The organism is Bacillus massiliigorillae (assembly GCF_000380245.2).
In the GTDB taxonomy this organism is placed as follows: domain Bacteria; phylum Bacillota; class Bacilli; order Bacillales; family DSM-1321; genus Bacillus_AD; species Bacillus_AD massiliigorillae.
In genome coordinates this window covers 1,540,267-1,554,486 of sequence record NZ_HG428741.1, presented here as the reverse complement: position 1 = coordinate 1,554,486, position 14,220 = coordinate 1,540,267, and the positions used below count along the sequence as shown (strand labels likewise).

18 protein-coding genes and 2 pseudogenes are annotated in these 14,220 nt (G+C 33.9%); 3 read left to right on the top strand and 17 right to left on the bottom strand.

Features of this window, described 5'->3' with window-relative positions; translation table 11 throughout:
* Positions 1-59: 59 nt before the first annotated feature.
* From rbsK to TX86_RS07190, 16 genes and pseudogenes are all read right to left on the bottom strand, one after another.
* Entirely contained in the window at positions 60-944 is an 885-nt protein-coding gene (gene rbsK / locus TX86_RS07265; protein ID WP_042347589.1) for a ribokinase, read from the bottom strand.
* Positions 945-946: 2 nt separating this feature from the next.
* Positions 947-1,927, bottom strand: coding sequence for a LacI family DNA-binding transcriptional regulator (locus TX86_RS07260; RefSeq protein WP_042347587.1), 981 nt, complete (start codon positions 1,925-1,927; stop codon positions 947-949).
* Positions 1,928-2,022: 95 nt separating this feature from the next.
* Positions 2,023-2,277, bottom strand: a pseudogene (locus tag TX86_RS27180) (methyltransferase domain-containing protein); the annotation flags it as partial.
* Complete coding sequence (locus TX86_RS07250) at positions 2,249-2,512, bottom strand: hypothetical protein (protein WP_154663071.1); 264 nt, start codon at positions 2,510-2,512, stop codon at positions 2,249-2,251. The gene TX86_RS07250 and the pseudogene TX86_RS27180, both read right to left, overlap by 29 nt.
* Positions 2,513-2,590: 78 nt before the next feature.
* Positions 2,591-2,845 carry a hypothetical protein gene (locus TX86_RS07245; RefSeq protein ID WP_042347583.1) on the bottom strand — a complete coding sequence of 85 codons (255 nt, stop codon included), beginning with the start codon at positions 2,843-2,845 and terminating at the stop codon, positions 2,591-2,593.
* 29 nt (positions 2,846-2,874) lie between these two features.
* The gene (locus tag TX86_RS07240) at positions 2,875-3,462 is read right to left on the bottom strand and encodes a hypothetical protein (protein ID WP_154663070.1); all 588 of its coding nucleotides are present in this window, start codon (positions 3,460-3,462) and stop codon (positions 2,875-2,877) included.
* Positions 3,463-3,479: 17 nt separating this feature from the next.
* Positions 3,480-3,659 carry a hypothetical protein gene (locus TX86_RS25660; protein WP_052343574.1) on the bottom strand — a complete coding sequence of 60 codons (180 nt, stop codon included), beginning with the start codon at positions 3,657-3,659 and terminating at the stop codon, positions 3,480-3,482.
* A 436-nt stretch (positions 3,660-4,095) separates the two neighbouring features.
* Positions 4,096-4,503 (bottom strand): hypothetical protein, encoded by a 408-nt coding sequence (locus TX86_RS07230; RefSeq protein ID WP_052343573.1) that lies wholly within the window; start codon positions 4,501-4,503, stop codon positions 4,096-4,098.
* A gap of 422 nt (positions 4,504-4,925) precedes the next feature.
* Positions 4,926-5,180: a GntT/GntP/DsdX family permease gene (locus TX86_RS07225; protein WP_042347581.1), complete on the bottom strand. Its 255-nt coding sequence runs from the start codon at positions 5,178-5,180 to the stop codon at positions 4,926-4,928.
* A gap of 380 nt (positions 5,181-5,560) precedes the next feature.
* Entirely contained in the window at positions 5,561-6,502 is a 942-nt protein-coding gene (locus TX86_RS07220; RefSeq protein ID WP_042347579.1) for a DMT family transporter, read from the bottom strand.
* Between the two features lie 158 nt (positions 6,503-6,660).
* Positions 6,661-7,407 carry a hypothetical protein gene (locus tag TX86_RS07215; protein WP_042347577.1) on the bottom strand — a complete coding sequence of 249 codons (747 nt, stop codon included), beginning with the start codon at positions 7,405-7,407 and terminating at the stop codon, positions 6,661-6,663.
* A 126-nt stretch (positions 7,408-7,533) separates the two neighbouring features.
* Positions 7,534-8,124, bottom strand: a complete 591-nt coding sequence (locus TX86_RS07210) for a TetR/AcrR family transcriptional regulator (protein ID WP_042347575.1) — start codon at positions 8,122-8,124, stop codon at positions 7,534-7,536.
* 504 nt (positions 8,125-8,628) lie between these two features.
* Positions 8,629-9,453, bottom strand: coding sequence for an acyl-CoA thioesterase (locus TX86_RS07205; RefSeq protein WP_042347573.1), 825 nt, complete (start codon positions 9,451-9,453; stop codon positions 8,629-8,631).
* A gap of 501 nt (positions 9,454-9,954) precedes the next feature.
* Positions 9,955-10,299, bottom strand: a complete 345-nt coding sequence (locus TX86_RS25655) for a cupin domain-containing protein (protein ID WP_052343572.1) — start codon at positions 10,297-10,299, stop codon at positions 9,955-9,957.
* A 277-nt stretch (positions 10,300-10,576) separates the two neighbouring features.
* Positions 10,577-11,083 carry an Rrf2 family transcriptional regulator gene (locus TX86_RS07195; RefSeq protein ID WP_042347571.1) on the bottom strand — a complete coding sequence of 169 codons (507 nt, stop codon included), beginning with the start codon at positions 11,081-11,083 and terminating at the stop codon, positions 10,577-10,579.
* 116 nt (positions 11,084-11,199) lie between these two features.
* Positions 11,200-11,742: an NAD-dependent epimerase/dehydratase family protein gene (locus TX86_RS07190; protein WP_042347569.1), complete on the bottom strand. Its 543-nt coding sequence runs from the start codon at positions 11,740-11,742 to the stop codon at positions 11,200-11,202.
* A 444-nt stretch (positions 11,743-12,186) separates the two neighbouring features.
* Between TX86_RS07190 and TX86_RS27590 the strand changes: the two genes are divergently transcribed.
* Both TX86_RS27590 and TX86_RS25650 read left to right on the top strand, forming a co-directional pair.
* The gene (locus TX86_RS27590) at positions 12,187-12,360 is read left to right on the top strand and encodes a Y-family DNA polymerase (protein ID WP_369126213.1); all 174 of its coding nucleotides are present in this window, start codon (positions 12,187-12,189) and stop codon (positions 12,358-12,360) included.
* Between the two features lie 220 nt (positions 12,361-12,580).
* Positions 12,581-12,799: pseudogene (locus tag TX86_RS25650) on the top strand (DinB/UmuC family translesion DNA polymerase); the annotation flags it as partial.
* A 277-nt stretch (positions 12,800-13,076) separates the two neighbouring features.
* On the opposite strand, the gene TX86_RS07180 reads toward TX86_RS25650, so the two are convergent.
* Entirely contained in the window at positions 13,077-13,511 is a 435-nt protein-coding gene (locus TX86_RS07180) for a hypothetical protein (RefSeq protein ID WP_042347567.1), read from the bottom strand.
* Positions 13,512-13,649: 138 nt separating this feature from the next.
* Between TX86_RS07180 and TX86_RS07175 the strand changes: the two genes are divergently transcribed.
* Positions 13,650-14,171 (top strand): hypothetical protein, encoded by a 522-nt coding sequence (locus tag TX86_RS07175; protein WP_042347565.1) that lies wholly within the window; start codon positions 13,650-13,652, stop codon positions 14,169-14,171.
* Positions 14,172-14,220: the final 49 nt, after the last annotated feature.

Genomic DNA, 14,220 nt, shown 5'->3' with positions numbered 1-14,220 from the left:
GGTTACTGGCGAATCAGAAAAAAAATTATTTCATATTATATATAGAGTTCTTTAACTATCTATTTATTCAGGCAAGCCTCTACTTCTTGACGAGTAGGCATTCCACCTTGTGCTCCAAATTTTGTAACTGATAAAGAAGCAGCACGATTTGCAAATTTTAATGCTTGTGTATATTCCTTGCCTTCAGCAAGTGCAACAGCAAAAGCTGCGTTGAATGTATCTCCAGCCCCAGTTGTATCTATTACTTGAACAGGGAATGTAGCAACTAGTACTTCTTCTTTTCCATTAAAATATCGGACTCCTTTTTCACCCTCAGTAATAAACAATTTATTTGGATACTGCTGTAACATTTCGGATTGACTAGCACCCATAAATAGAATAGCTACTTCATGTTCATTAGGTGTTAAATATGTAGCTTTTTCTACCACTTCTTTCTTTAAAGATCGAGCAGGTGCAGGATTCAGTAATAAAGGAACTCCATTTACCTCGCATACTTCACAAACATACTCAACCGTTTCTTCTGGAATCTCTTGTTGAACAATTACAATATCTGAGTCAATAATCACTTTCAAAGCCTGTTGAACGTACGTTGGAGTAACATAATCATTCGCCCCCTTTATTACAATAATGCTATTATCTTGCTCTGCTAAGATGATATGAGCTGTACCACTTTCAACACCAGTAACTGCTTTTACATAATCTGTACAAACACCATTCTGTATTAAGTTACTTATTATCACTTCACCATACTGATCTTCACCGACACAACCAATCATTGTTACATCTGCCCCTAAACGAGAAGCTGCAACGGCCTGATTTGCCCCTTTTCCTCCCGGAACAGTTTTAAAAGAATCACCTAACACAGTTTCTCCTACTCCGGGACGTATCCCAGAAGTTACAACTAGATCCATAGAGGAACTGCCAATGACTGTTACTTTAACCATTATTATGTCTCCTTCCTTGTTGTATTACGTTCTACAAAAGATACCGATAACTTAATTTGAGATTCTTCAATTATTTGTCTTTTTATTAAACTTATCAGTAATTTAGCAGCTTCTTTTCCCATCTCATAAATAGGCTGTCTAATCGTAGATAAAGATGGAAATAATAAACTACTTTGTTGTATATCATCATACCCAATAATTTGAAGTTCATCAGGTACTATTTTTCCTTGTATAAGAGCTTCATGAAGTATAGCGGTAGCTGTAATATCATTACTTGCAATAATACCATCGGTATCTGGGTACTTTTTAAATATTTCTTTCGCCCATGTCTTTGCTTCTTGGAATGAAAAAGATGCTGTCGAAATCACTTGAAAATCCACATTAGATTGAGCTAAGACTTCAATAGTCCCTTGAAAACGCTCCTGAGCAGGGAGTACATGAGATGGTCCTTTTAAGACTGTTATTTTTTCACTTCCTCGTTTAATTAATTCACGAGCCGCTATTCTTCCTCCTTCTTTGGCATCAGAAAAAACAGAATACTCACTTTCTGAACCACGATCTAAGAAAACCGTTGGGATAGACAAATTCTCATAATTAGATTTATCCGCTAAATTTATAGCTGAAATAAGACCAACCACATTATTTTGTACAAAAGTTTGTATGTAATTCAGCTCTTTTTCTAACTTTTCATCACAATTACCAAATAAGAGGTAAAAACCTTCTTTCTGAAGCTCATCTTCTATACCACGAGCTAACTCAGGAAAAAAAGGGTTCGTAATATCAGGTAATAGTAACCCTACTAAACGTGATTCTTTCTTATATAAAGAGCGTGCTACTTCATTCGGAATATATTCCAATTTATGAATAGCTTCCTCTACCTTTTTTCTAGTATCCACTTGTACATAGCCACTGTTATTTAATACGCGAGAAACTGTCGCTACAGAAACACCAGCTAGCTTTGCAACTTGTTTAATTGTTGCCAATCTAAGCATCCTTCCTTACAATTAATAAAATGGATGTAACCGTTTACAGCCTCATTATAATCTATTCTAAAATAGTAATCAACATATTTTTCATTAAAATTTGAACAGGTCTTTTGGCAAATTTCTGCATTCGCTTTAATAATCGGACTAGTTAAATCTCTGCTATTCCAAACAAGATCAACATTTGTCTTTTGTTTCAAAATCCGTTGACATTCGATTTTGAATGTTTTTTTATCAAACCAATGTAATGCCTGGGCAACAGTTACTAAATCCACACTATTTCCTTTCAATGTAGTATTTTCAGCAATTGCTTTTATTAATCTAAAACGAGAATATAGTTTTAATTGTCTTATGACAATGATCCGTCACAATTGCACGATTTATATAATATTTGAAACCTGAATCATCAATGTAATAAAACTGTGCGATATTGCTAGGTGGTGCAGCTAAATCACTATGTGAAATAGATGCTTCTTTATAATGACTTAAAATACCTAATACCCCATCATGCAGTATTTGATTTCTTATAATCTTAATTTTCGATTCATCAAATTTCGAAAAGTCCAGCACAAAAAAATTTTTCAATCTTTTTCCAATTCTGTTTATCAATAGCGTTACCAATAACATCTCTTAAGCTAATAGCATCAGCGTAAAAATAACGAACTAAACGGTGGCTTCAAAATTGGTCGTTATGCCATTATTATGAAACGAGTTTACTAACTTTTTGTAATGATCCTCGAAACTTCTCCATAGAAATATGACATTTACACAATGAAAATTGATTTTTGTAAAATCGTCACCAAAACTATCAATAAAATCTGGATAACTAAGTAATTCTTTTAATTTTGGATATTCTGCATAGAAATCTTCGTATACCTTATCATCTGGTAAATCAATTAAAGCATCAAAATCAGCCATTCTGTAACCTCATTTCCCATAAGTTATAATTAGTTTGTAAAAAATGATAAAGTGGGCTTATCCAATCTATTTTGTATATGGTAGCAATAACAATAGTCACCATCATGCAACCTACCATATGTCTTTATAAACCCCTGTTTCTCCAAGAAGTTCTCATATGATTTTTTCGTATGGTACAAATAATTCATTTCCTTCATGTAGTTTTCCGCTACATTCGGGTTAAAGATGATCCAATCTTGTCCTAACGAATAAAAACCCTTCATCATGCTACTAAATAATACCTTGATAATAGCATTTGTTTTATATTCATTTTTCAGCTCCCAATCTTGCAAAACAAGGATTCTTCCATATACGCTTTCGGTTTGGGCATTATATGGCTTCCCTTCAAATACACCATGTTGAAATTCTTCTGGATAAGGTGATGGGAATGGTAGCCCCATTTCTTTGAAATACTCCTTATAAAGCAATATATCTGTATTCTCATTATCCTTTTCAAAGCCATGCATTTCATCAAATTTAGTATCGGCTTTTGTTGGATAGATGCGGACTGATGATACCGCTTGATACAAACTAAATTCCAAGTTATCTGCACATTCCCGAATATCAGCTGCACTCATTTTAGTTGCGTCATACATCAAGAGCCAATTTGTTCTATTTCTTCTGCTTCTTCATGAAAAGTCACTTCAAAAGTTGTATGATCCTTTTCGTCATCACTATAACCATTACATTCAACGCTAATGCGAGCAGTGAAATTATTTAACTCCAAATTTCTACTTTCTAATAATTCAATCGTTTTTTTATCAAGCCTAACCATACCTGTACCTACCCTATATAACTTTCAATAATTTATTTTTTGTTTCTTCTAATAACCAGCTTTTCATCTCATCACCATATAATCGTTGCAAATGCTCATATAAAGTTACTTACATTTTGACTAAAAATCTATCATCCATTTCTTTTTTTATATATCGAACAAAAATAGGATTACCGTTCTTGTCAGAGCCAAATTCCACTTTATTCAGTCCAGCATTTGCTGTGTATTTATAAAAAATCACATCATATTTAATGCCCTTTTCTGCTTTTATATAATTAGCGGATAACAAGCTTTCTGGAGGAACAGCAAATTTAGTCTTTATGAGATGATTTATAAAATCCTTTGATTTTAAAGCATCTATCGTATCTTGTAATGCTTCTGCTACAGTTAAATTCTCTTCATATTTCGCATTATACTCATTTACAATAGTAATCAGCTATTCCATCACTTCAAAATCAAAATCAGCCATATAGAAACGAATATAAGCCTTGCTATAAATTGTATTTTTCAAGAAAAACTTATGAAACGATGATAAAGAAAATAAAATACGTTTCTTATAAAGCTCATTCGGTTCGTCATGCTCCTTTGCATACTTCATAAGCATACTTCTAGCAACTTGATTAATACGGATATGTTCTACATAAGGTAGTATTTCATTTCTTACGTAGCGATCCGAGCATTGTAAATAGTCTACTATTTCGTCAATTGTTAAATGAAAATCATCTTCTATCGTCTTTATATACATTAAACAAATATCTTCTATCGACATTCCTCTACCATGCAACTCATTAAAGGTATCTAACTGATACGTTTTTGGCCGATTTGTCATTTGTTCTTCTGTCAATTATCTCAACTCTTTCGTGTGTTTTACTAATTCACTTTTCCAATATATCACAATTTTATATTAGGAAATAGCCTAATATATTAAAGGTTGAAGCCTTTCTTCTTTAATTAACCTTAATTAATCAGCTATTTCTTACTATTTTATCTACCCATTTCCATTGTCTTGCTAACGTGTAATTGAAATATAATAATTGTGTATTTTAGGTTAATACCTAATATATGTAATTGGACATCAAAAAAGCAGTACGATAACTTTTTATAAAAGATAACACACCGCTTGTCTTACGAAAGAAGCGACTTCATTTCATCTTTTGTATAGCCGTTACTAACCTCAACGCATTGAGGACAACACAATAATTCAGTAAATGCTTTATGTAAACCTTGTACTTTTCTTCTATAATGTAACCAATCATTCGCCAATGTTCATCCTTCACAGGGGTAAAACGTGTTATCTATTAAGTCTGTTACACCGATCTTAATTTTTCCAAAAATAGCTCCAAGACCAATAATAATGGCTAAATGGCCCAAAGTACCTCCTAGACCTGCTTCAATCGATTTAACAATAGTTATTGGGGGCATACCTTGAAAAATACCAACAAATATTGCTGAAATTATCAAAGATAGGAATGGATTCAGTTTTAAAAATACGATTAGTAAAATAATAATATTACACCGCATGCTAATCCAATTAGTGGCATAATTAGCTACCTCATTTCAAAAAGAATAAAAAACGATTATTATCCGTTTGTGATCACTTAACATGATAATTTAACTCAACACTAGTGCTATTAATTTAATGCAATTCTCGTGCCAATATTAAATAGTCAGTTTTATCAACCTAAAAATAAAACCATATGCATTTTTGAATATAAAGTGATGTGATTTCGCTGTTATTATGCAAAGAATCATCATTATGCCAACATTAAATTTTAAAAAAGGAAACACATCGTTTTAGAAAGGAAATTAAAAAGCATGTTTCATCAATTTATTTGAAACATGCTTTTATTGATTGTTCCTTCATAAAGCTCATTTTTATGAAGGAACAATCAGAGTTTTATTTAGAAGATTCTAATCGAAAAGATGCCCACTATCATAACTATTAAGCCCACTATTTGTACTGGTCTAATTCTATTTCTATTGGAGTTAAATAAGCCGAACTGCTCAACTATTAAGCTACCAATGATTTGACCAAATAAAGTGAGAATCACGGTTTGCCCATTTCCTATTTGAGAAACTAGAAAAACATTGACTAAAATATATGATCCTCCTAATATACCACCAATCCATATCCACCAAGGAGCTGAGAGCTTTAATGGTTTTTTTATATTAGCATAAGAACGATCAATAACCGCAACAGTCATCATTAAAGTTACCGTACCCACAAAGAATGAAACAAGAGATGCATGTGAAGAAGATTGAAGGACTTTACCCAATTGACCATTGATAGCAATCTGTATGGCTAGTAACATCCCTGCCACTATACCTACTATACGCCAAATCCACTGATTCAATTTTTCTTCATTAATTGTTTGAGAAGCTTGCAGTCTATTTTGAGAGTTTTGTATAGCTACAGCTAGAAAAACACCTAATAAGACTAGTAACACTCCTATTATTCTATTCCATCCAAAAGAATATTGAATTGAATTAAACCAACCATATTGATCAATTAACATACTCATCAAAGTCATTCCCAAAATAGGCATTATTGCTGTTTGAACGCTTCCTAATTTAGGAAACAAAAGAATATTGATAGTTAAAGCAATTGATCCTATAATCCCCCCTAGCCATATATAGATAGGTTGATTCAAGAATACGTTTAATGGAATACCTAAAGGCGACCCACTAAATAATATTGTGATAGATAAAAAAATGACTCCTACAGCAAATGAAATCATTGAAGCTAAATAAGGAGAACTAACAAACTTTCTTAACTGAGCATTAATTGCTGTTTGAGCAGCAAAAACAGCTCCGATACTTATCCCTAAAATCATTGCAAACATAAAAAACCTGCCCTTTATATTAAAAACCTTCATTTTCAATAAATTATTTACTTTATCATAAGCTGAAAAAAAATTTAAAACAGCGACATTGTTTTATCAAAGTCACTGTTTTGTTTATAAAAACAATCCAAGCTTTAGCAATGTATAAAAAATTCAATTCAGGATTGTTCTGTTATTCCCATTTTTTGGCTTTTTATAAATTGTAGCCAGTAAGAAAACTCACATGCTAAATGGATTTGGTGTGCTTTTACAATGCTTGTCGGACATAGCGCTGGAAATTCAACTGTAGCCCTTACTTCAACTCCAGTATCAGTATTTTTGAATTGGTGTCGAACTCCACCAATAATAGTACCGTCTTTCATTCGTGCAACTCCTGCAGATTGGAACTGATAGGAATTGTCTCTAGGTGTTGTTAATCCTGTCTCATCGCCATAAATAATAAAGAATTGAACTGGAAACGGTGAATTCCCGGTATATTCAATGACTTCTTGTCCATTTTCGGTTATTGGTCTTAATACATAGTGATCCGGACAAGCAGATAAATTAATTAAATCATTTTCTTTTGATTGCTTTAGCATAAGATTATCAAATCCATTTAAGATGTCTTCAGCTGTAATACCATCTAAATGGAAATCAGCTTTCGCAAATTTGCGTTTATTTCCAGAAAATTTGACGCAGACATGCATAATTATTCCGCCTAGTTTAAGTTTAGATTTTAATTTATTGTAAATTTCTTCATAGGAATACTGCATCTTTAATTGAGTTAATTCTTTTAGCAACGCGTCTGTATTGCTAATTTGAGGCTCTTTTTGTCCTAAATTATGAAAAGTTTTTTTTATTCGTTTTCTTTTCCAATTTGTAAGTTGTTCTGGTGATAAAGAGTTTCCGTCGATAAATATTTTCATTTTAAATCTCCTTTATACGAAATAATGGATGTTTTCTGAGATAATAATCCATTATTATTTTTGAAATTCATTAGGCGTAACTAGGATACTTATTATTTTTTCCTAAAACTGATTTTACAGAATCAATTAGCTAACATTTTCTTTTTGATTATATCCAAGTGTGGTTAATACTAATTGAACCATTTCTTTCTTCGTATCAGCATTCAACTCTATATTTTCCGAATGGGCGATACTACTGAGACCAAATAAAATATATCTAGAAGCTAAGTACGTGTTATTAGTATGAAAAATACGATTTATTACTCCTTCTTCAATTACCTGTTGTATAAGTGGCTGTAATTGCTGAAATAATTTTTTTTCAAGTCGAAAGTGTTGTTCTGTCTGAAACGAACTCGCGTGTTTATAAGGCGCTAATTTTTCTATAAATGTCCAAAAAACTTCAAGAGAATCATTTAGTTTTTGTATAATAGGAAGTTCTTTTGAAACAAGTATCTCTTGGATAAACACAATGTTTTTAACAATGAAATCATTCAACAACTCATCAACAAATTCTTCTTTTGATTTGAAATAATAATAAAATAAGCCCGTTGCTACTCCTGCATTATTAACGACATCCTTAATCCCGAATCCTCCCATTCCTTTATTCATATATAGATTAAATCCAATATCTAATAGCTCTTGACGCCTTATATCAGGTTCTTTTGATATTCTCTTCATAATTTATCTCCTCACTGTGTGTAGTATTCAACATGACTGAATTTAGTTCAATCATACTTAACTGAACTAAATTCAGTGAAGTATGATTAGTATAAGTAAAAAAACAGATTTCATAAGTCAAATAGAAAAAATGAAAATGAAAAGATTATTTACTTTACACATTGTAGGTACAGCATTGATTCAAGTATTAGCCTTACAATATATAAACCCACCCATTTTGAAAAACTTGATCAAAATGGGCGGGTTATTTTTGTTGAGGAGTTTTTATAAAAAGTTCGATGAAAACCTATATAAGTGCATTTCCTCTCAATATCTATTAGCAATGCTATAGAATCAGGTCCTAAAATGAAACCAAGTGCTCTTCTATGTTCTAGGAAAGCGCCCGTTGGGGTGTAGAACCATTTGTTTCTTTTCATTATTCTTCTATCTTATTTCCATAATTTTTTTTAACTTTATCTGACACTTAACAGACTTTTTCTTTCATTTTAAGTATAGACTGCAATGTTACTCTTTGTAATAAACAAGCTGGCTGGTTGTAGCTAGCAACTCACCTTCTGGACTCCACATTTCCGCTGTCTGGTCGAAGAAGCCATCACGGAATTGAAGTGCACGAGCATGGCCTAACACCTCTTTATAGCCGTGTTCTGTGAGTGCTTCCGAATCGATATGGAAATAAATTGTGAGCGAAACGGTACCAATAGGTACCATTTGTTTACGCCGCACGTAAATACGCGGGAAAAAGGCATCGCACATCGCCGCAAGGGATAAGAAATCAATGGGTCTTCGTGGCTCATCCCGGATCCACTGGAGTGTGACAGAATCGGAAGTATCTTTTGTACTTGGTTGTGATATTGCAAGTAGTGGCCCTTGGACAAACTTCATGTCGTAGTTATGTACCCAAGGAGGCATCCCTTCTGACGGAAAACTCTTAACTTCTTCTACGTTTGGTACATGCGGAAACTTCATCTCTGTAGAAGACCAAGTTTCGCGCCGAATTGCAAAAACTGCAGTGCCCGTGATAATAATACCCTTATCTTGACAAAGTTTAATGAACCAATGTTGTGTAGAGCGATTCGTTCTAGCCGGTGTTGCCTTGATGTTGAAATCACCGTCTGAAACTGGTGCTGCATAGTTAATAGTTAGGGCCACTGGCTCTCCTTTTCGTTCCGGATGCTCCATTACAGCTCTAAGAAGAGTGGCCGCAATGACACCGCCAAATGGTCCAACCATATTGGCATATCGTTCTGATGTGTGTCCGTAGTATATCCCTGATTTTCTATTCAACTGTGTTGCTGTATCAAACGGATGATTTTGTTTATTAATATCCATAATAGAGCCCCCTTTGTTTTTAAGCAAAATGTTCAAAAACGAAAAACATTATCATATCTATTACTTTATTAACCTTTATATCTTTTCTAAAAAACAGCGAATTGTGCCCGTGTGTCACGTAATTGAAATCGAGGAATATCAATCGACAGTTTCTCTACTCACTTGTACAATCAGTATCGATATCTTTGAATTAATACCGAACCCCTCCAATAATTGTAAATCACCTTCAAAGGTCAGCTCCTACAGCATAATTTATGACTGAATCTGATTCAATTATATATAACTGAACATAATTCAGTCAAGTGAAATAAAAACAGGCTAGAACATAACTAACTTCCAATAACGAAAAAAGTGAAATGGATTCGCTCCATTTCACTTTTTTCTGTTTTTGTAGAGTTGATCCTTCATGCACTTTGGTGGTTAACCGTGAATTTTCCTACTTATTAAACTTTATTGTAAGATGAAAATCATCATGGTAATTAATATTTTTATCCTGCATTGCTAGGCTTTTCGACCTGTTTCCTCCTTTTCTAAAGTAATATATCCAGCTTTCTCAAGTGAAGGAGCTCCTCCATAAATCCATACAGTTTCTAAATCCTCTATAGGATGTGTATTTTTAAAGAAATGTCTATCACCTTTTGGTACAAAAATCAAATCCCCTGGGCCAATTTCAAATTCTTCATCCCCACTGATCGCAATTCCCTGCCCTTTGATGACGTATAAAATTTCTTCTGCATTAGGATGAACATGGAGTTCATGAGCTCCTCCACCAGGACCGAAAATGGTATGTCCAAAAACCTTATGCTCTGACCCTGTCTTATCTGAACAAGCCCATTTCACATCCATTTTCACCCTTTCATTAGTTGAGAATTTTGTTCGAGTTTTAATTTGTTTCCTTCATGAAAATTATTTACTCAGGAATCCCCTTCCTCAACAAAATATTGTAGAGTAGGTGGGGGTAATTCAATAAATACCCTCTTTATTCCCATTTTTTAAAAAAGAAAAGGACGGCTTTGATTGTTATTTCAAAACCGCCCTTAGGCTGCTGTATTTTGTTTAGCCCCATGGCTATCCTGCCACCGCAACAACAGTTTTTATTTACCGTTTCTTGCTATTTCCTATATTATTCTAAAGATGAGTTTCTATCTATATCAAAGCCGCTCTTTTTGTACCAAGCAATAATCGCCGGAAAATCAACCTTTTTATTACAATGCGTTTCAATTTCAAACCGGAGTTCTTCTATCGTCGTTTTTGATAGAGAATCCTTTAACAAAGTGACAGCTTCTTGCAAATGGATAAGCAACAATTCTCGTATGGAGCTACCTATTGGGCATACATCAGATAACGTATCGGAAAATTTGAATATTTCGTCAACAGCGTCTGTTTCCACCGCTTTATAAACGTCCCATAAAGTAATCTCATTTGCTTGTTTTGTTAATGTAGTATCACCAGTTCCCCGTTGGACAGATAAAATGCCAGCTTGTTTAAGTTTTCCATATATATTTCTGATAGTAACCGGATTGTTTCCCACGCTTTGCGCAACCATTTCGCTGGTAACACGAATATCTGGAAAATATGCAATCATGATAAGTGCATGAACTGCAATAGTAAATTGTGTGCTTACCCTCAAAAAGAGTCACCTCCTCACTTATTGTAACAATTCATATTACAATAAGCAATGTCAAACAGGGATAGCCCTCAAATTTTTCGAGCTATCCCCATTTATCTGTTATGACTTTGATCACATTATGCTAACCAATCTTTGGTAAGACGGTCAATCAAAAGACGGGCAACAATTTCAACATGAACAGGTGGTAGTTCGTCAAAATTGCCGGACTGAACAGCTTTCAAAAGGTCGTCGTTTCTATCTACGCCGTATGCAATCGTTAGGTCGTAGTTTGCAACACGCACCTTACCTTCCTGAAGAAATTGTAGTTCATTTTCCTTCATTTTTACGAAGTCCTCAAAGCCTGGAACTGCTGCATTACAGCCAATATTACCAATAGCCTGGGCACCGTGCTTCTCGGCAAAGTCACGAATGGTTTTGAGCGCTTCCACGCTGCCATAGGTAAGGTTTACTATGTAATCAACCTTTTCAGGCAAAGCCTTTTCAAACGCAGCAGCATCGTTGACATCAACTTGAATGTGATGGACGCGGCTGTCCTTGATTTCCTGTCGCTCACTCCGGCTGGTCACATAAAACTGTGCTTCCAAATCCCTTTTTAACCACTGTCTTGTGACTTCGCGACCGATGTAACCATTACCTCCGACTAATACGATTGTTGTCATTTCTGTCTCCTCCTTAAAATTATGTTTGTAATGTTTTACACTACAAACTAATTGTATTTCAAATAAGATTGTAATGTCAATAGTTACAAACTGACTTTCCGATAATTTGTAAACTAGCAATCTCTCTTTCTATTCCTTGAATAGCAAGGTCACTATACTAGTTTTCCTGTGTGGTTTTTACACATTCAGGCATCCAACCATTTCTCCTTAATACAAAGATGTTTGCTTGTGAGTTCGCTTTGACAATGCCTTAGCCATCTCTTCATTATCCCAATCTGGATTTTCTCTAACGACTTTCTTCAATTGTTCATACTAGATTGTATCTTTTAGCAGATTCTACTTATCATATAGTTAAACCACGCATAAAAATATATATACAGTGAATCGACTGATACAAGATATATTCAGGAGGTATATCAGTAACGATTTTGATCTTGCTATAGTATAGACAAGATTATGTTAGATGTATCAAAAAGCACCAGGTTGTTTGGAGATGAATTTTCAATTGCTAAACAAATTCAAGAAGATATTTTAAATGAATTAGGGCTTTATGCGACGGTAGGAATTTGCCCTAACCCACTTATGGTAAAACTAGTACTCAATATAGAAAGTAAGTAAAGAACAGACTGGATTGCATATTGGGGATACAAAGAGATTCCGAATGCATTTGGAAAATAAAACCAACTAATTTGTAGAGAATTGGCACACACAGTTAAAATCTTTAATAGTATGGGAATGACTAGGTGTAATTGGAGAGCAGCTAGTATATCACGGGAATGGGCTAGATGCGTCTATACTCTCCGAAAAAATGCCATCCCGCTAACGAAGTTACGGCAAGAGTCAGATTTTATTGCGAGATTATCAAGATGAAAAAGTTGAAATTATGATTAGAGAAATGGCAGATGATGTAACAGCACGATTAAGAGCACATAATGTAGTAGGTAAAGTTGTGCATCTTTCCATTGATTTTGGCAGACAGGAAGGCGAACGAGGATTTTCTCAGCAAACGAAATTAGAACAACGGATCTTACTTCTCGTATTATGGAAACGAGCCTAACCATCTTCCAAAAAAATTTATAAAGGGCAAATCGTACCTTCCGTAGCTATCTCAATATTAGCTCTTTCCTAGTATTCTCATTGAGAACATTAACAAAATCGAATTAACATATCCATATTCTCACTTTGCAAAATGTTCACATGACATTCTATAAAACGCTAGTAATTCATAGTACAATAAACATATAATTTCGCTCTCCCTTAAATTTTGATATAGAATACCCCAAGATTATGAAGACCGCTATTGTCAACAAGGTAGCGGTCTTCATTTGCTCTTTTTATGAATTTATTTTATGAATCAATGCTTTTTGAATTTGAGAAGTATTCCCCTTCTCCTTAATTTCAGCTATGAAATTCAAATAGACGATTTGGAGCATTTCTTCAAATGCCACATCTATACCATCCATATAGCTTTCCAAATCATGTAGTAAAATCTCCGCTCGTAAGATTTCAGCTTGTCTCATTTTTATAGACAAATCCACTACCTGTTCATCTTCCTCCGGCTCTTCTTCATATTGAGTTTCAAAAGAGAATAAAGTCTTACTCACAGCCTTCATAATTCGCTTTTCTTTCTTTTCTTTTACAAGATGACGTTGTTTGCCTTGAACTAGATAAGTTGCAATATCTTTATGGCCAATTCCCCTTTTGATTTCACTCATAAAGTCGTCAAAAAGAATATATATCAAAGATGCCACATTAAAAGTAAAAGGCACAGGATATTCCCTCTTATCCTTTAAAACGATTTCCTCTGTCAATTATATTTATTAGTAAAAAATGTAAAAATGGGTATATATTCATAAATTCTTTTCTGATACACTAGAAGTATGATAACTAATTCTAGGAGTGAAATTATGGTAGAAACTTCAAGTTTCAAAATTGAAGATATGATTGTATTAACAGGCATTTCAAATACTCTTTCAAAAATGGACGAGATTCTAGATTTAGTGAAACCTACATTTACCAACTACTTTGGTACACCCTATGAGTACGAAACGGAAAAACTAAAACAAATACCTGAAAATAACCGATATGCTGTGTTAACAACAGATGTTTTAGGTGATGATAATGATGCCGAAGTAATGTTTGGATTTGATTTTGATAGTGCCGAAGAAAATCAAGCTCCTACTCTATTTGCGAGCCTATACTGTCAAGAAGATCATCCAACCGGATATGCTTTACTAGAAATTGTTCGCTCCTCAACTAGCCCGTTTGACTATTACGATGATGATGGTTTGGTTATAGCTTGGTTTGAAATACCACTTGTAACCTTTTTGCCATTACCAAATCAAAAAGAAGAAATGGTCGAATGGTTTAATGAAAAATTAAAGGAAATTAAAGAAGTGATACATACAATTTGTCGAATTCGCGCATAAAATTTAATCGACACCAGAATACAAAAAAAGGCACAATCAAAAAGTTTTT